Below are 18,176 nucleotides of genomic sequence, written 5' to 3' on the forward strand. Positions count from 1 at the left end.
ACGGCAAGGTGATCGACCTGGACGCGCTTGTCGTCGGGTTGGGGTTGGGATGACGGAATTTTCTGGGGTTCCGGCTTACACCGCCGTCAACATGCTCGGACGCTACTCGTTCTCGGTGCCAGAGGCTATTGCGCGAGGCGCAGCGAGCTACAGCCATTGGGCAGGGCGAATGGTGGTTGATGGCCCTTAAGTCGGTTCGCTGTTCCATTGTGCCCAGAACCCCGAAAATTGCTCTGGCCTTAAAAACCCGCACGGGCTATAAGGAACAAAACAAAGAACGAGGCAGGGAGCAATGTTCGAGAGGACTTTCCATAGCGTTACCGACATCGTGCATGAGTATGCAGGATGCGCAAACTGGGACCACTACGCGCAGCTTCCGTCATGATGAAGCTAGAGCAACTCCAGACCGACGCCGCCATCCGCGGCATCGTTCCAGACGCACTGGTGACCGTGGTCAGCGTTCAGTGGTATGGCGATGCAGCGCTGGAACTGACCTACAAGACCGCCGCCGGCCGGGTCGCCAACGAACTGCTGTACCGCCACGACGAGCCCCGCTTGGAACTGGTCGAGCAGGGCCGACCCTGGAGCTTCGATGGCGACGGCGCTCTTTTCCGTCTGGTCTCCGAGGCACAGCGCATCCGCCTGGCACATCTGTTCGACCCTGTGCTGGCCGTTCATACCTCTGTCGTCGATCCTCTGCCGCACCAGATCACCGCCGTCTACGAAACCATGCTTCCCCGCCAGCCGCTGCGTTTCCTTCTGGCGGACGACCCCGGCGCCGGCAAGACGATCATGGCCGGCTTGCTGATCAAGGAGCTGATCGTCCGTGGCGACCTGCAGCGCTGCCTGATCGTCTGCCCTGGCAGCCTGGCCGAGCAATGGCAGGATGAACTCTACCGCCGCTTCCATTTGCCCTTCGACATCCTTACCAACGACAAGCTTGAAGCGGCGCGTACCGGCAACTGGTTCCTCGAGACCAACCTGGTCATCGCCCGCCTCGACAAGCTCTCGCGCAACGAAGACGTGCAACAGAAGCTGCAGGCCCCCGATTGCCGCTGGGACCTGGTGGTTTGCGACGAAGCGCACAAGATGTCCGCCACGGTGTTCGGCGGCGAGACCAAATACACCAAGCGCTATCGCCTTGGCCAGCTGCTGTCGACACTCACTCGGCACTTCCTGCTGATGTCGGCGACCCCGCACAACGGCAAGGAAGCCGACTTCCAGTTGTTCATGGCGCTGCTCGACGGCGACCGCTTCGAGGGCCGCTATCGCGATGGCGTGCACAGCGCCGACGTTTCCGACCTGATGCGCCGGATGGTCAAGGAAAACCTGCTCAAGTTCGACGGCACGCCGCTGTTCCCCGAACGAATCGCGCACACCGTTCCTTACAAGCTGTCGGATGCCGAAACCCACCTCTACAAGACCGTTACCGACTACGTGCGCGAGGAATTCAATCGCGCCGAGGCCCTGGAAAACGACAAGCGCGCCGGCACCGTCGGCTTTGCGCTGACCATCCTGCAAAGGCGCCTGGCTTCCTCACCCGAAGCCATCTATCAATCTCTTCGCCGCCGACGCGAGAAACTGGAAAGTCGGCTACGAGAGCTGGAACTCCTCCACCGCGGTGGCCAGGCCGCGCCGATCATTGCGACATCGCTGCCGTCTCTCGACAGCGAAGACCTTGACGATCTGGACGAGGCGCCCGACAACGAAGTCGCTGCCGCCGAGGAAGAAATTCTCGACCAGGCCACCGCCGCCCGTTCCATCGCCGAGCTGCGCATCGAGATCGAAACCCTGAAAGGCCTGGAAGGCCAGGCGCTGGCCGTCCGCCGTAGCGGCACCGATACCAAGTGGTGCGAACTGGCCAGCCTGCTTTCCGAAATTTTCACGCCGGCCGCCATCAGCCATCGCGTCGCCGAACCCCCTGCGCCCTATGGCTCAGGAACGATCGCGCCGCCCATCCCTTCACCGCACCAGAAGCTGGTGATCTTCACCGAGCACCGCGACACGCTCAACTATCTCGAAAAGCGCGCCACCACGCTGCTCGGCCGCAAGGAAGCCGTGGTCATCATTCACGGTGGCATCGGCCGCGAAGAGCGCTTGAAGGTGCAGGAGTCGTTCAAGCACGACCCGGAAGTGCAGGTACTGCTGGCCACCGACGCCGCCGGCGAGGGTATCAACCTGCAGCGCGCGCACCTGATGGTCAACTACGACCTGCCGTGGAACCCGAACCGGCTCGAACAACGATTCGGCCGTATCCACCGCATCGGCCAGACCGAGGTCTGTCACCTGTGGAACCTGGTGGCCGAAGAAACCCGCGAAGGTGACGTCTACCGCAAGCTGCTGGAAAAGATCGAACTGGCGCGTCAGGCGCTCGGCGGTCAGGTCTTCGATGTGCTTGGCAAGCTCCAGTTCGAGGGCAAGTCGCTGCGCGAGCTGCTCATCGAAGCCATTCGCCACGGCGAGAGGCCCGAGGTCAAGGCCTACCTGAGCACGGTGCTCGATACTGCGCTCGACCATGGCCACGTGCAGGACTTGCTCGAAGAACGCGCGCTCGCCCAGGACGCCATGGACACCAGCCGCGTGCAGCGCATCCGCGAAGACATGGAGCGTGCCGATGCCAGACGTCTGCAGCCGCACTACATCGAATCCTTCTTTCACGAAGCCTTCAAGCAGCTCGGCGGCACCGCCAAACAACGCGAGCCGCGTCGTTTCGAGATCAGTCACGTTCCCGCCCCGGTGCGCAACCGCGACCGCCTGATCGGTATCGGCGAACCCGTGCTGCCGCGCTATGAGCGCATTGCCTTCGACAAGTCCCTGGTCGCGCCCCAGGGCCAGCCGCTGGCCGCTTTCGTCTGCCCCGGTCATCCGCTGCTCGACGCGGTCATCGACCTTACGCTGGAGCGTAACCGCGACCTCCTGAAGCGCGGCACCGTGCTGGTCGATGAACGCGATTCCGGTCTGGAACCGCGCGTGCTGTTCTACCTGGAACACGCTATCCAGGACGCGGGCCTTACCCGTGCTGGCGAACGCCGGGTCGTCTCGAAGCGCATGCTCTATGTCGAGATGGACGCCAGCGGGACGACTCGCCATGTCCATTACGCCCCCTATCTTGACTACCGGCCACTGAAGACTGGCGAGCCCGGCATCGATGCAATCCTCGATCGGCACGAAGGCCAGTGGATCAACCGCGAACTTGAGCGAAAGGTACAGGGCTATGCCGTCGCCCATGTGGTGCCGGAACACCTGGCTGAAGTGCGCGGACGCAAGCTCAAGCTCATCGCCAAGACCGAGGCCGCGGTGAAGGAACGGCTGACCAAGGAAATCACCTACTGGGACCACCGCGCCGAGGAGCTCAAGCTGCAGGAACAGGCTGGCAGACCCAACGCCAAGCTCAATTCCGGCGAAGCCCGCAAGCGTGCCGACCTCCTGCAGGGTCGGCTGCAAAAGCGGCTTGACGACCTCAAGCTCGAAGCGCAGATTTCACCCTTGCCGCCCGTCGTGCTGGGTGGCCTGCTGATCGTTCCGATTGGCCTGATCAAAGCGATGACCGGTCAGGCAACAGCCTCACCCACCCCTCCAGCCGACACGCAGATCAGCGCCGCTCGCGCTCGCGCCGTCGTCATGGATGTCGAGCGAAGCCTAGACTTCGACCCGACCGACCGCGAATTCGAGAAGCTTGGCTACGACATCGAGAGCCGTATCCCGGGCACCGGCAAGCTGCGCTTCATCGAAGTCAAGGGCCGTGTCTCCGGCGCGCCGACGATCACCGTCACGCGCAACGAAATCCTGTACTCACTGAACAAGCCCGACGACTTCATCCTCGCCATTGTCGAATTCACCGGCGAAGACACGCACCGCTGCCACTATCTGCGTCAGCCTTTTCAGCGCGAGCCGGATTTCGGAGTGACCAGCGTGAACTATGACTTTGCCGAATTGCTCGTGCGTGCCGAGGCGCCTGGATGAACGGCAGGCCTGCGTTTTTCGAGACACTTCGGGACAAGGCGGTCCAGCGCTGGGATCAACTGGAGCGCGACCCCGAACTTGCCGGGCCCTGGCACCAACTTTTCAAGCAGGTGCAAAGCCCGCGACACGTCTTGTCCGAATTGCTCCAAAACGCCGACGATGCGGGCGCTACCGAGGCATCAGTCGATATCACGGACGGCTGCTTCGTCTTTGCGCACAACGGCGAAGACTTTACCGAGGAGCACTTTGCATCGCTATGTCGCTTCGGCTACTCGAACAAGCGGGCTCTGCACACGATCGGCTTTCGCGGCATCGGGTTCAAGAGCACATTCAGCCTTGGTGATACCGTCGAACTCGACACGCCGAGTCTGTCGATTGCCTTTGATCGGAGGCGCTTCACCGAACCCAGGTGGATCGAGCGTAGACAGAACGCGAGTGAACGCACGCTAATCAGGGTGCCGATTCGCGATGAGCTCCGACAGCGAGAGATCGAGAAGAACCTCCAGGAATGGCTGGCGAGCCCCGTCTCGCTTCTGTTCTTCAAACATATCCGCCGGATGCGGATTGGCTCGCAGGATGTGCACTGGAGAAGCCGCGGTTCGGGCCCGGTACCCGCGACCGAATGGATGGCGCTTCATGACAGCCCTGACGCGGCCTTTCTTGTCGCACGTTCCGAAGCCGAGGCTTTCCCTGAGGAAGCACTGGTCGAGATTCGGCAGGAGCGCCTGCTCAGCGACAACCAGGAAGCCGGTTTTCCGCCCTGCAAGGTCGAGATTGTTCTCGGCGCAAAGGGGCGCCTCTACGTCGTTCTGCCAACGGGCGTGGAGACCTCCTTACCCTTTGCCTGCAACGCCCCCTTCATCCAGGACCCCGCCCGACTGAAGATCAAGGATCCAGAAACTTCACCGACCAATCGTTGGCTACTTCAACGTGTGGGCGAGCTTGCTGCGTCGGTCATGCTCCGGTGGCTTGGCGATCCGGGCACAAGCGTGCCGGAGCGCGCCAACGCCTATGGGCTTTTTCCGGATGTCGATCGCAGCGACAACACTCTGGAAGGCGTCTGCGCCGCCACTATCGAGGGATGCTTTGAAGAGGTGTTAGGCGAGGCGCCATTTCTGCTCACGAATTCTGGCGAATTGAAACCGAGCGCCGGCTGCATCATCCTTCCCCCGCCACTGTTGGATATCTGGCCGGCCGATCAAGCCGCGCGGCTGTTTGATGATGCTGGTCGCCCACCGCTATCGAATCACGTTACCGAAGCCCATCAGAAAAAGCTCATCCACTGGGGAGTGGTCGAGAAGATCGACAAGCCCCATGTACTGCAGGTGCTGCAGTCGACGCACCCTCCCAAGCCGGAAACCTGGGGCCATTTGTTGAGGCTCTGGGTCTATGTCGCCCCAGAGCTCACGGGATATCGCGCCGACGCGGATCGCCAGCGGGTTCGCATAGTCCCGGCACAAGGAAAGGATGTGCTTTACGCCGCGCGCGAAGTGATTCGCCTTGGCGAAAAGCGATTGCTCCAGTCCGAGGAAGACTGGGAGTTTCTTGCGGGCCACTTGTTGGTGCTCAACCCGAACTGGCCACGCTTTCTTGCCGAGCAGCGTCGCCATGCCGAAGAGCTTAATGACAGAAGCCTCAAGGGCAAGGTGGCAGCAGCGCTTGCGGTTCTACGGGCCATCGAGATGGAGGGGGCTAGCGATGTAAGTGAGGTGATCGAGCAAGTCGCTGGTGAATTTTTCTCACAGCAAGACATCTCGATAGCGAAGTGTGTGCAGCTGACGCAAATCGCCGCCAAGCTCGGCGCTACCGTTGGCGATTCGTTTCGTTTTGCCACCCGCGACCGCCACCTGCACAAAGTTTCGAGCGTTGTCCTCTTTGACCGAGACGGCACCCTCGAAGCTTTCTTCGAGCAAGCGTGGTGCAACGCGCATTTCCTGTACACCGATTACAAGAAGAACTACGCGTCTTGTACCCACGAAGAATGGCTTGCCTGGGTCACCTCTGGGCGCGCCGGCTTGCTTCTCTTCGCGCCGCTTGTTGGCATAAAGAGTGACATCTACGGTCGCAATGGCGTAGAGGCTGAGCTTCTCCGACGGGGCGTATCCAGAGCACCTTTCTACTCCTACGTCACGAACCATTTCCGGGTTGAGGATTGGGACTTCGAAGAAATCCATTGGCGTCGGTGGTCCGTGCTTGCCAACGACGATCCCGGCATCTGGGGCCGCATTGTCGACCGCCTGCTTGGCCAACCTGGGGCCAGCTGGGCGAAAGCGAAGGATGCTCGCGTGAGCCAGGTAGCCACAACCGGCAACACGCGAGCAATTTCCAACGAACCGCCCTTGGCCACATGGATTCTGAGGTTGCGGGAACTGCCTTGCCTGCGTGATACCCGCGGGTTCTACCGCAAGCCAGCCGAACTCCTGCGGCGGACTCCCGAGACGGAGTCCCTCATGGACGTGGAACCCTTCATTCACGGCCTGCTCGACAACGAGGCCACGCGACCGCTGCTCAAGTTGCTCGGCGTTCGCGAGGTACCGACCGGCCCGGACCGTCTTCTGGACTGCCTTCGGGCGCTGGCCATGTCTGATCATCCGCCGGTGCATGAAGTCGAGAAATGGTACCGGCGACTCGATCAGTTGTCTGAAGCCTGCTCAACGACGGACCTGGCCAACGTCAAGGCGGCTTTCCGGGACGAAAAGATCATATTGAGCGAGGGCGCAGGCTGGACGAAGGCTGCCGGCGTGTTTTTGTCGTCAGACGAGGAAGCCATGCCGGACACGGCCGTCGTGCGCGCGGGCGTCCGCGACCTGATGTTATGGCGGAAAATCGGTATCGCCGACCGCCCGACGGCCGATCTGGCGATTCAATGGCTACTCGGCCAGCCTTCCGGAGAAGTCCTGTCTCAAGACGATGCGCGCCGGGTCCGCGCACTTCTGCCGCGTCATCCGCGGCGGATCTGGAGCGAGTGCCAGCATTGGCTCAACCTATCCGGTGCATGGGTGTCGGTGGATACGCTTTCCTACTCCTTGTCCATGCAGTCGTTGGTGAGCTGGAAGCACCTCCATGAAGGTATCAAGCAAAAGACCGCCGATCTGCAACCCTTGCCGGCAGAGGTTTCGGCTGCCCTCCCCTTCTCCGGGCTTCCCCATCTTGCCGGGCGAATCGAGGAGCGATTGCACAGCACACTGCGTATTCCTGCCGGGGCGGAACGTTGGCCATGGCTGAACCAGTTGGGGGTTGAGCTACGGCGTATAGAACTGGACGACACACCCGAACAGGATCGCGTCCGGAAACTTGCCGCCGACCTTGCAGACACGATTTGGCAGACAGCTCCGGGGCTCGAAATCATTCCGTATATCGACGGAACCCCGGCAGGCACGCCGAGGCGCGCAGAGGCCGTTTGGTTGGGCGGCGTTCTCTATGTTGAGGACCGCCCTCTCTCAAAACTTGCCCGTGCGGTAGCGCAGGAACTCGGACGGGCTTTTCGGCGGCAGGATCTCGCCGACGCCATCAAGCTGTGTTTCGATCGCCCGCCGGCGTTCGTGACGGAGTACCTGGAGGAGAACTTCAAGCTAGGTCCGCAAGAAATAGGCACGGTACCGATCGCCCCAGGCCAGAGCGCAACAGGCGAGCCAGGCACCTCGATCAGCGACAACGGCTCGGAGTTTGCCGCGACGAATCCCCCAGCGGACAATGCGGCAGACCAGGACGATGGCGAAGGCACTACCATCCATCTTGAGGAACCCGATAACGGGGCCGAAAGCGATACCCAGAGTGACGATGCCGATATCCCTCAGGATCCGGAGAGTCATCACGATCCTTTGCCCAGGCCACCGCTGATCCACAAACCGCCGAAGTTGAGCATCATCGAGCGCTTTGCTCGTGCGAAAGGCTATCAGAGGGATGGAGCCGAGCGCTTTTTTCATTCGGACGGCAGCTGGATCGCCAAGGCGCATGATGTGCGCTTCCCGTGGGAACGGCGGACGGCAGAAGGTGATCTGGTCTGTTACTACTGGCCGAAGGAGCATTGCCTCGAACTGCACGCGCTCCAGATCGAAGCGGACATCTGGGGTCTGCTCGACCACTCCCCTGACAGCTATTCGCTCGTGCTTTCGGATGCGCAGGGGGAACCCGTCGAAGTATCAGGAACGCGTCTACGCGCGATGCTCGATGGTCGCGAGATAAAGCTCTATCCGGCAAGCTATCGATTGGTAATTGATCATGACCACAAGCAATAGCCTCAGGCACAACAGCCGCAGGGTAGTCGACCGCAGGCTGCCAAAGACGGTCAAGCACCTGGGCGTACTGCAATGAAACCAGTCAAGCGGAACGCCCAGACATCCCCGCCGACGTCTACCGACGCCACAGGTCAACAAGACGGGTTCGCTGAAGTCGCCGAACTGATTCAGGCGGCCCGGGAGCGCGCCCTGGTTGCCGTCAATACGGCCCTCATCGATCTCTACTGGCAAGTCGGCAAGGCAATCAGCGCACGCATCGCCAGCGATGGCTGGGGCAAGAGTACGGTCACCGCGCTGGCGTCGTACATTCAATCGCGCCAACCCGGACAGCGTGGTTTCTCACCGCAGAACCTGTGGCGAATGCGCCAGTTCTACGAAACCTGGGGTCAGCAGCTGGCAGATCGCCCGGAACTCTCGACGCTGTTGAGAGAACTGCCCTGGTCGGCGCACCTGCACCTCCTCGCCAAGACCAAGCGTCCCGAGGAGCGCGAGTTCTACCTGCGCATGAGCTGCCAGCAACGCTGGCCGGTACGGGAAGTCGCCCGCCAGATCGACAGCGCCCTGTTCGAACGTGCGGTGTTGCACCCGCCAAAACTCTCAACAGCGTTGAGAGAACTTCATCCTGGTGCCGCAACTGTCTTTCGCGATGCCTACGTCGTCGAGTTCCTCGAATTGCCAGACGGCCATCTCGAGGCCGATCTGCACCAGAGCCTGCTGCACAATCTCAGGCGATTTCTCAGCGAAATGGGCCGCGACTTCTGTTTCATCGGCAGCGAAGTGCCGCTGCAGGTAGGGGGTCGCGACTTTGCCCTCGATCTGCTGTTTTTTCATCGCGAACTGAATTGCCTGGTCGCCATCGAGCTGAAGATTGGCGAATTCCAGCCCGAACACCTCGGCAAGCTGGAGTTTTATCTCGAAGCCCTCGACCGTGACTTGCGCAAACCGCATGAAGGCCCGTCTATCGGCGTACTGCTTTGTGCCAGCAAGGACAGCGAAGTCGTCGAGTACGCCCTGAGTCGCTCGCTTTCGCCGGCATTGGTAGCCGAGTACTGGACCCGGCTACCCGACAGAAAACTGCTCCAGGCCAAGCTGCATGAGTTCTACACGCTGACCCGGACAGGCACACCAGATGAACCGAGCAAGCAAGACGACTAGAAGAGCACCATGACCCCAAAGAAAAAACTCATCGAAGTAGCCCTGCCGTTGGAGGCGATCAACGTCGCCAGTGCGCGCGAGAAGTCCATCCGCCACGGTCACCCTTCGACGCTGCATCTATGGTGGGCACGGCGGCCGCTGGCGGCGGCGCGGGCGGTGATCTTTGCCCAGATGGTCGATGACCCGTCGGCGCACCCGGACCTGTTTCCGACCGAGGAAAAACAGGAAGAAGAGCGGGAGCGCTTGTCCAAGATCATCGAGGAACTGGTGAAGTGGGAGAACACCACCAACGAAACGGTGCTGCAGCAGGCGCGCGATGAGATCTGGAAGAGTTGGCGCTATACCTGCGCCGAGAACGCCGACCACCCGCGCGCGAAAGAGCTGTTCGACCGCTACAAGCTGCCCGCTTTCCATGACCCCTTCGCCGGCGGCGGTGCACTGCCGCTGGAAGCACAGCGGCTGGGGCTGGAGAGCTACGCCAGCGATCTGAATCCGGTGGCGGTGCTGATCAACAAGGCGATGATCGAGATTCCGCCGAAGTTCGCCGGCAAGCCGCCGGTGAACCCGGACGGCCAGCGGCAGAAAGCGCAGATGAACAAGAGCTGGCGAGGCGCGCAAGGGCTCGCCGAAGACGTGCGCTATTACGGGCAGTGGATGCGCGACGAGGCCGAGAAGCGGATCGGCCACCTCTACCCCAAGGTCGAGGTTACAGCGGAGATGGCGAAGGAACGGCTAGACCTTAAGAATTACGTTGGCCGGAAGCTTACCGTCGTCGCATGGTTGTGGGCGCGCACGGTGAAAAGCCCAAACCCGGCTTTTGCCGGCGTCGACGTGCCTCTCGCCTCGACTTTCATGCTTTCCACCAAAGCGGGCAAGGAGGTCTATGTCGAGCCGGTGATCGAAGGGAGCGGCTATCGCTTCACGGTGAAGGTGGGCAAGCCGATGGACGCGAAAGGGGCAAAAACCGGCACTAAGCTGTCGCGCGGGGCGAACTTCAAGTGCCTGATGTCGGGCACGCCCATGACAGGCGACCATGTCAAGGGTGAGGGAAAGGCAGGTCGCATGGGTGCGCGGTTGATGGCCCTCGTCGCAGAAGGTGATCGCGGACGAATATACCTGCCACCGACTGAGGACATGGAGTCCGCTGCGCTACATGCAAAGCCTGAGTGGAAGCCTGATATTCTGATTTCTGGTAGCACTCAGTATCTTGGTGTAAAGCCCTATGGGTTGGAGAAGTTCTCCCAGCTATTCACAGACCGACAGCTCGAGGCATTGGGAACTTTCTCTGACCTTGTACAGGAAGTACGGGAACGAGCTGGTCGCGACGCCGCCATTGCGGACCAGAGTGGTAACGACAAACCTTTGGCTATTGGAGGCGACGGAGCCATTGCCTATGGAGATGCGGTTGGGGTCTATCTAGCGTTCGCCATATCAAAACTCGCAGATCGGGGCTCGACGATCTGTACATGGTTCACAGAACGAGACTCGACGCGGAATACCTTTGCTCGACAAGTCATCCCAATGACTTGGGACTACGCAGAATTGAATACTTTGCTGAACGGGACGGGCAGTTTTCTTGGAGCAGTTGGGTGGACAGCCGAAAGCATTGAAGGTGTCGCATCTTGTTATGGATCGACCTTTGGTGAGAGTAATCAAGTTGATGCGATGAGCCAGCGCGTATCAGAAGGCAAGGTCATTTCAACTGATCCTCCCTATTACGACAATGTTCCCTATGCCGACCTTTCAGACTTCTTCTACGTTTGGTTGCGCCGGTCTTTGAAACCTGTTTTTACCGATCTCTTCGCCACGCTCGCTGTGCCAAAAGCCGGAGAACTGGTTGCCTTCGCGTATCGCCACCGCGACAAAGAAACGGCTAGGGCGTTCTTTCTCGACGGTATGACGCAAGCCATGCACCGGCTAGCCGAGCAGGCGCATCCGGCCTTTCCGGTTACCATTTACTACGCTTTCAAGCAGGCGGAGAGCGACGGTGCAGACGGCACGACAAATACCGGCTGGGACACATTCCTTGCCGCCGTCATCGAGTCCGGCTTCGCCATTAGCGGTACCTGGCCGATGCGCACCGAACTGAGCAATCGCATGCTCGGCTCCGGAAACAACGCCCTCGCTTCCAGCATCGTCCTCGTCTGCCGCCAACGGTCCGGCAATGCACACACAGCCACCCGCCGGGATTTTGTTACTGCGCTCAAGGCCGAACTGCCCGCTGCGCTTGCTCACCTTCAGCGTGGCAACATCGCTCCTGTGGACTTGGCGCAGGCAGCGATCGGTCCCGGCATGGCTGTCTATACCCGTTACGACAAGGTGCTCGACGCTGACGGCAAGCCGCTCCCGGTACGCGCCGCGTTGACTCTCATCAACCAGGTACTCGACGAAGCTCTGGCCGAACAGGAAGGCGACTTCGATGCCGATACCCGCTGGGCGCTCACTTGGTTTGATCAGACCGGCTTCGCCGAGGGCGATTATGGCGTTGCCGAGCAGCTCTCCAAGTCCAAGAACACCGCCGTCGCCGGTCTGGTCGAGGCCGGCATTCTGGTTTCCAAGGCCGGCAAGGTGCGCCTGCTGAAACCCGTCGAACTGCCTGCCGACTGGGATCCCAGGACCGACAGCCGTCTCACCGTCTGGGAAATGGTGCACCAACTGATCCGCGTCCTCGAAGCCGGTGGCGAAGGTGCTGCCGCAGCACTGGTCGCCAGGCTCGGCAGCCAGGCGGAAACGGCCCGCGAACTCTGCTACCGCCTCTACACCCTGTGCGAACGCAAGAAGCGCGCCACCGAGGCCATGGCCTACAACGGCCTGGTGCAGAGCTGGCCGGAAATCACCCGCCTCGCCGCGGACAAGCCCCGCGCCGTAACGCCTGATACGCTTGACATGTTTGGGCACGAATGAAGCCGCGAAGGAGCATTTCATGAACCGATTGTTGAACCTCGACGAAGACATGCTGGCGCGCTTCTGCGAAGCCCATCACATTCGCCGGCTATCGTTGTTTGGCTCGCAACTGAAGGGAACGGCACGCCCGGACAGCGACGTCGACCTGCTGGTGGAATTCGATCCCGAGCACATTCCGACGCTGTTCGGGATCGCCGGGATGGAAATCGAGCTGTCCGCGATGTTGGGCAAGAAAGTCGATCTGCGTACCGCGGGTGACTTGTCGCGCTATTTTCGGGACGAGGTGGTGCGTACGGCCGAGGTGCAATATGCAGCCTGAGGATCGGGTGCGAATCCAGCACATGATAGGAGCCGCCGAATCGACGGCTCGCTTTCTCGCGGGACGGCAAAGGCAGGATCTCGATCAGGACGAAATGCTCTGTTTTGCACTGACGCGCGCCATCGAAATCATCGGCGAGGCGGCCAGTCGTGTGTCGCACGAGGCCCAGGACGCCCTGCCGAACGTGCCCTGGAAGGAAGTCACGGGGATGCGCAATCGTCTGGCGCATGCCTATTTTGATATCGACCTGGACATTCTTTGGCGGACGGCACGAGAAGCGGTGCCGGACTTGCTGGAAAAACTGGCAATGTTCCAGCAAACCGGGAACTGACGAATGGCTACCACCAATTTCGAACGCGTCGGCAAGGCGCTGGAGCTTCTCAAGACCGGCGTGGTGCCGTTCATCGAGCGCGAATTCAAGGCGAAATACGGTACTGGCTGGGCTTTCGAGGTGAAGGACATCCTGTCCGATACCCGCCTCGGCGCCGGCAAAACCGAATCGCTCAACGACATCGCCGCCTCACTGGTGGTCATGGATCGCAAATGGAGCGAGGTGTTTCGCCAGGTCCTCGGCAAGACGGAGCGCAGCCTCGTGAACGAGCTGCTGGCCGTCCGCAATAGCTGGGCGCATCAGGAAACCTTCTCCAGCGACGACGCCTACCGCGCACTCGATTCTGCCGCACGCCTGCTGACGGCCATTTCCGCACCGCAGGCCGGCGAAGTCGAGAAGATGAAGACCGAGCTGCTGCGCGTGCGCTTCGACGAGCAGGCGCGCGGCGAGAAGCGCAAGTCGGCCGGTACCGCCATCGAGAGCGGCGTGACGGGCAGCCTCAAGCCATGGCGGGAAGTGGTGATGCCGCACGAAGACGTGGCCAGCGGGCGCTATCAGCAGGCCGAGTTTGCTGCCGACCTGTGGCAGGTGCATCTGGGCGAAGGCACGCCGGAATACAGGGATCCGGTCGAGTTCTTCCGGCGCACCTATCTCACCGCGAGCCTGACCGAGATGCTGGTCGGCGCGGTGCGCCGTCTGACCGTCGGTGGTGGTGACCCGGTGGTGCAATTGCAGACCAACTTCGGCGGCGGCAAGACACACTCGATGCTGGCCTTGTATCACCTCTTCTCGGGCATTGCGCCGACCGAGCTGCCGGGCATCGACGCGATCATGCAGGCGGCCGGCGCCAAGGGCGCGCTCAAGGCGCAGCGAGTGGTGCTGGTCGGCAACAAGATTTCTCCGGGCAACCCGTCGACCAAACCCGATGGCACGGTGGTGCGCACACTGTGGGGAGAACTCGCCTGGCAACTGGGCGGCAAGAAAGCCTTCGCCCGAGTGCAGGCCGACGACGAGAATGCGACCAGCCCCGGCGACGTGCTGCGCGAACTGTTCAACGACTACGGCCCCTGCCTGATCCTGGTCGACGAATGGGTGGCCTATGCACGCCAGCTCCACGACCAGAGCGACCTGCCTGCCGGCGGCTTCGAGACGCAATTCACCTTCGCGCAGCTGCTCACCGAATCGGCCAAGCTGGCGAAGAACTGCCTGCTGGTGATCAGCCTGCCGGCTTCGGATACTTCCGGCGCGTCGCCACACACTCAGGCCGACGACGTGGAAGTCGGTGGCACGCGCGGCCGCGAGGCGCTGGATCGCTTGCGCAACGTCGTCGGGCGTGTCGAATCGTCGTGGCGGCCAGCGAGTGCCGAAGAGGGTTTCGAGATCGTGCGTCGGCGCCTGTTCCAGCCGCTGGCCGACCAGGCATTCAAGGACCGCGACGTGGTGGCGCGCGCTTTCGCCGACTTCTACCGTACGCAGCAGGCGGAGTTTCCGCCGGAGTGCCGGGAATCCGAGTACGAGCAGCGCATCAAGGCGGCGTACCCGATTCACCCGGAAATCTTCGACCGGCTGTACACCGATTGGTCGACGCTGGTGAAGTTTCAACGTACGCGCGGCGTGCTGCGGCTGATGGCGGCGGTGATTCACAGCCTCTGGGAAAAGGGCGACCGCAACCCGCTGATCCTGCCGGCCAACGTGTCGATCGACGACGCGCGCGTACAGTCCGAACTGACGCGCTACCTATCGGACAACTGGGTGCCGGTGATCGAGAAGGACGTCGACGGGCCGAACTCGCTGCCGCTGAAACTGGACAGCGAGCTGCCCAACCTGGGCAAATTCTCGGCCTGCCGGCGGGTGGCGCGCGCGATCTACCTGGGCTCGGCGCCGACCACGGCCGCCGCGCACCAGGGTATCGAGGACCGCCGTGTGAAACTCGGTTGCGTGATGCCCGGCGAATCGCCAGCGGTCTTTGGCGATGCCCTGCGACGGATGGCCGGCGCGGCCACCTACCTCTATCAGGATGGCCCGCATTACTGGTATTCGACCCAGCCGACGGTAACCAAGCTGGCTGAAGACCGCGCCGAACAGATGAAACGCGAGCCGGACAAGGTCGCGCATGAGCTGGAGCAGCGCCTGCGCAAGGACCTCGCCCGTACCGGCGACTTCCCGCGCATCCACCCGATGCCGGCGAGCGGCGCGGACGTGCCCGACGATCTCGACGCGCGTCTGGTGGTGCTCGGCGTCAATCATCCGTACAGCCGGGAAGGCGGCAGCGCCGCCGAGCTGGTTGCCAAGGCGATCCTGGAAAACCGCGGCAACACGCCACGCCTGTACCGCAATACGCTTGTTTTCCTGGCCGCCGACAAGACGCGCCTGCAGGACCTCGACGAAGCGGCGCGCAAGTTCCTGGCGTGGAAATCGATTCTCGATGAGCAGAAGAACCTCAACCTGACGCCCTACCAGGTCACCCAGGCCGAGACGCAGAAGACTTCTGCCGACGGCGCCGTGACGGCACGACTACCCGAGACCTATCAATGGCTGCTGGTACCGGTGCAAGGGACACCGCAGGCGGCAACCACCTGGGAGGCACTGCGCCTGCAGGGGCAGGACGCGCTGGCCGTGCGCGCGAGCAAGAAACTGCGTACCGACGAGCACTACCTGACCAGCTTCGCCCCGACACGCCTGCGCATGGAACTCGACCGCGTGCCGCTCTGGCGCGGCAACCACGTGGCCGTGAAACAACTGGTCGACGATTTCGCGCGCTATCTCTACCTGCCCCGGCTCAGAAACTCCAGTGTGCTGCTCGACGCGATCCGCGATGGCGTGAACCTGCTCACCTGGATGCAGGACAGCTTTGCGCTTGCCGACAGTTTCGACGAGGGTGAAGGCCGCTACAAGGGGCTGCGCGGCGGCACGATGGTAACGATGGTCGACGCGCATGCGCCGGATCTGGTGGTGAAGCCCGATGTGGCCAGCAAGCAGCTGGAGTCCGAGCGTAGTGCGCGCCCGGCAGATGGGGTGACAGGGCAGTCGCCTGCGGGAGGCAACGCCGGGACAGCGTCTCCCCTGCCGGGCACGACGCAGACCAGTTCAGTCCCGCCAGGGGCGGTGAAGCCAAAGCGCTTCCACGGCACGGCGATCCTCGAGACCGCACGTGTTGGTCGGGACGCCAGCCGGATCGCCGATGAAGTCATTGCGCACCTCGCTGGACTCGTCGGCGCGTCGGTGACGGTCACCATCGAGGTGGAAGCCGAGATCCCGGATGGGGCGCCGGATCATGTCGTGCGGACGGTGACCGAGAACAGCCGGACGCTGAAGTTTACGAGTCAGGGGTTCGAGAAGGAGTAGGTGCGAGCGGTCGCGCGACACTTTTGGGACCTGGAGGCTAAACCCCTCTAGTCATCGGTGACCCGTCGCTGGGGTTCCTTACCTTGGTATCGCTGTTAGCAGTTATGCTAGTTGAGCAGAGTCCTTCTTTGTAGGTCATCTGCGACCATAGCTCATGTGACGGGGCTGTCTGCTACCCCTGGTCTGGGGTGACCGCAGGGAGGTTCTTCATTTCCGTGACCACATGCCGTACAGTCATGCCATCGAAACGCCACAGGAGAAAAAGGATGGTTGACAGTGTAGCGGGAGGAAAGGCCGCAAAAGTGGTGCCGTTGCGCGCCTCTAATCCGGTGCAATCGTCCGACAAAAAATGGGGAAGAGTGGTGATGAAGCAAGGCTTCTGCATCATTCCATCTATCCTTCTACGTGCGCAGCGGAGGCTTGGCTTGAACCCGACGCAGTTGGCGGTACTGATGCAGCTTTGCGACTACTGGTGGGATCATATGCGCAAGCCATATCCGAGCAAGGAAACGATCGGCGAGCGGCTAGGACTGGGCCCGAGGCAGGTGCAACGCTACATGGCAGACTTGGAAGCAGCTGGACTGCTGACACGCAATGAACGCTACGCCAAAAACGGCGGCAGGCTGAGCAACGAATACGATTTGTCTGGCCTGGTGGAAAGGCTCAAGAAGATCGCGCCGGACTTCGAGGAAGCGAAAGAGGTCAAACGCCAAGCGAGCCGACGCGGTGGGCTGCAAGCAGCCCCCGCACAACAAAACAAGATGTGAAAGTTTAGCGACGTAGCTCAGCCGGATAGAGCATCCTGCTTGCGACGGAACTCAAGGCCGACACCTTGATAATACGGGCAGGAAGGGCGCGGGTTCAAGTCCCGCCGCCGCTCCCATTTGCAGAACCCCTGATCGCCTCGTAACCGAAGCGATCAGGGTTGGTTGTTGTGGTGTACGTGGTGCGCGGCTCCTCGCTAGAATGGCGAGATGTCGAAACAGATTTCTCCCGCAACCCCGGAACTCAATCGTCTCCGCGCGGCGGCGGGTCTTATCCCGATCATCGAAGCCGGCTTGACCGACTCAAAACTCACCGCCGAAAGAGCAGCACTGATGGCCTCCTTCTGCGAATGGGCAACGGAGAAACGCTTCACAGATCCCGAAGCGATCAAGCTGGCGGAAAGCGTTGATGCAGGCCTGAAACGCATCAAGATGTGCTTGCTTTTGCCGTGTGAAACGCCACGGGTGTAGGTGATCGGGGAGCCGTCTTGTTCGACCTTGAGTGTTTTCAGGCGGTCGATACTGGCGACTGAGCTATTCGCCCGCGCGTCGATGTGAAATACACAACCGCGCAGAACTCAACGACCTTATTTCGCGCTGACTTGCCTGTCCTTGGCCAGCAAACGGACCACGGTGGAAGGATGTACCCGAAACAACCTGGCGGCGTCGGCGCCAGTCTTCCGTCCTGATGTGACCAGGTCGATCACTTCCTTCTGTTGCTGGGGGGTGAGCTTGGCGCGGCGCCCCCCAATTCGGCCTTGCTGCCGGGCGGCGTCGAGGCCCGTGCGGGTGCGTTCGCGCAACATGGCGCGCTCGAACTCGGCGAATGAACCGACGATCTGCATCATCATTCGGCCAGCGGGTGTAGAGGTATCAATCGCCTCGGTCAGGCTCTGGAAATCGGCCCCTGCCCCGTCAATTTTTTCGAGGGTCAGGAGCAGATCTTTGAGGGAACGGGAAAGCCGGTCGAGCTTCCACACGACGACGACGTCACCCTTGCGTAAATGCCCGAGCAGATGATGCAGCTCCGGGCGGTCCCAGCGGCCCCCAGACGCCTTCTCCTGAAAGACTCTTTCGCAGCCGGCGGCCTCAAGTGCGCCGATCTGAAGTGCGGTGTCTTGATCCTGGGTAGAAACGCGGGCGTAGCCGATGCGCAT

At 61.5% G+C, this 18,176-nt stretch carries 10 protein-coding genes and 1 tRNA gene; 10 read left to right on the forward strand and 1 reads right to left on the reverse strand.

Going from position 1 to position 18,176, the window contains the following annotated elements; translation table 11 throughout:
• The first annotated feature begins 381 nt into the window (after positions 1-381).
• The 10 genes from E4Q23_RS22325 (at position 382) to E4Q23_RS22370 (ending at position 17,490) form a co-directional block, all read left to right on the forward strand.
• Complete coding sequence (locus E4Q23_RS22325; protein ID WP_169068626.1) at positions 382-3,963, forward strand: helicase-related protein; 3,582 nt, start codon at positions 382-384, stop codon at positions 3,961-3,963.
• Complete coding sequence (locus tag E4Q23_RS22330) at positions 3,960-8,201, forward strand: sacsin N-terminal ATP-binding-like domain-containing protein (RefSeq protein ID WP_169068627.1); 4,242 nt, start codon at positions 3,960-3,962, stop codon at positions 8,199-8,201. The genes E4Q23_RS22325 and E4Q23_RS22330 overlap by 4 nt, the downstream gene beginning before the upstream one ends.
• 72 nt (positions 8,202-8,273) lie before the next feature.
• The gene (locus tag E4Q23_RS22335; RefSeq protein WP_169068628.1) at positions 8,274-9,356 is read left to right on the forward strand and encodes a PDDEXK nuclease domain-containing protein; all 1,083 of its coding nucleotides are present in this window, start codon (positions 8,274-8,276) and stop codon (positions 9,354-9,356) included.
• Positions 9,357-9,365: 9 nt separating this feature from the next.
• The gene (locus E4Q23_RS22340) at positions 9,366-12,260 is read left to right on the forward strand and encodes a DUF1156 domain-containing protein (RefSeq protein WP_169068629.1); all 2,895 of its coding nucleotides are present in this window, start codon (positions 9,366-9,368) and stop codon (positions 12,258-12,260) included.
• 19 nt (positions 12,261-12,279) lie between these two features.
• Positions 12,280-12,579: a nucleotidyltransferase family protein gene (locus E4Q23_RS22345; protein WP_169068630.1), complete on the forward strand. Its 300-nt coding sequence runs from the start codon at positions 12,280-12,282 to the stop codon at positions 12,577-12,579.
• Positions 12,580-12,601: 22 nt separating this feature from the next.
• A complete protein-coding gene (locus E4Q23_RS22350; RefSeq protein WP_248595653.1) occupies positions 12,602-12,910 on the forward strand; it encodes a DUF86 domain-containing protein in 309 nt (102 codons plus the stop codon).
• A gap of 3 nt (positions 12,911-12,913) precedes the next feature.
• On the forward strand, positions 12,914-16,255 hold the full coding sequence (locus E4Q23_RS22355) for a Swt1 family HEPN domain-containing protein (protein WP_169068632.1): 3,342 nt from the start codon (positions 12,914-12,916) through the stop codon (positions 16,253-16,255).
• A 266-nt stretch (positions 16,256-16,521) separates the two neighbouring features.
• The gene (locus E4Q23_RS22360; RefSeq protein ID WP_169068633.1) at positions 16,522-17,022 is read left to right on the forward strand and encodes a helix-turn-helix domain-containing protein; all 501 of its coding nucleotides are present in this window, start codon (positions 16,522-16,524) and stop codon (positions 17,020-17,022) included.
• 6 nt (positions 17,023-17,028) lie between these two features.
• Positions 17,029-17,138, forward strand: a tRNA-OTHER gene (locus tag E4Q23_RS22365).
• A 91-nt stretch (positions 17,139-17,229) separates the two neighbouring features.
• Positions 17,230-17,490 carry a hypothetical protein gene (locus tag E4Q23_RS22370; protein WP_169068634.1) on the forward strand — a complete coding sequence of 87 codons (261 nt, stop codon included), beginning with the start codon at positions 17,230-17,232 and terminating at the stop codon, positions 17,488-17,490.
• Between the two features lie 116 nt (positions 17,491-17,606).
• Here E4Q23_RS22370 and E4Q23_RS22375 read toward each other — a convergent pair whose 3' ends face one another.
• Positions 17,607-18,176 (reverse strand): recombinase family protein, encoded by a 570-nt coding sequence (locus E4Q23_RS22375; protein ID WP_169068635.1) that lies wholly within the window; start codon positions 18,174-18,176, stop codon positions 17,607-17,609.

Source organism: Candidatus Accumulibacter phosphatis, assembly GCF_012939955.1.
In the GTDB taxonomy this organism is placed as follows: Bacteria; Pseudomonadota; Gammaproteobacteria; order Burkholderiales; family Rhodocyclaceae; genus Accumulibacter; species Accumulibacter delftensis.

Bases quoted from the DNA above. Each gene is read 5' to 3' on its own strand.
- E4Q23_RS22355 (WP_169068632.1), top strand. From the start codon at position 12,914: ATGGCTACCACCAATTTCGAACGCGTCGGCAAGGCGCTGGAGCTTCTC.
- E4Q23_RS22360 (WP_169068633.1), top strand. From the start codon at position 16,522: ATGGTTGACAGTGTAGCGGGAGGAAAGGCCGCAAAAGTGGTGCCGTTG.
- E4Q23_RS22350 (WP_248595653.1), top strand. From the start codon at position 12,602: ATGATAGGAGCCGCCGAATCGACGGCTCGCTTTCTCGCGGGACGGCAA.
- E4Q23_RS22375 (WP_169068635.1), bottom strand. From the start codon at position 18,176: ATGCGCATCGGCTACGCCCGCGTTTCTACCCAGGATCAAGACACCGCA.
- E4Q23_RS22335 (WP_169068628.1), top strand. From the start codon at position 8,274: ATGAAACCAGTCAAGCGGAACGCCCAGACATCCCCGCCGACGTCTACC.
- E4Q23_RS22330 (WP_169068627.1), top strand. From the start codon at position 3,960: ATGAACGGCAGGCCTGCGTTTTTCGAGACACTTCGGGACAAGGCGGTC.
- E4Q23_RS22370 (WP_169068634.1), top strand. From the start codon at position 17,230: ATGTCGAAACAGATTTCTCCCGCAACCCCGGAACTCAATCGTCTCCGC.
- E4Q23_RS22340 (WP_169068629.1), top strand. From the start codon at position 9,366: ATGACCCCAAAGAAAAAACTCATCGAAGTAGCCCTGCCGTTGGAGGCG.
- E4Q23_RS22325 (WP_169068626.1), top strand. From the start codon at position 382: ATGATGAAGCTAGAGCAACTCCAGACCGACGCCGCCATCCGCGGCATC.
- E4Q23_RS22345 (WP_169068630.1), top strand. From the start codon at position 12,280: ATGAACCGATTGTTGAACCTCGACGAAGACATGCTGGCGCGCTTCTGC.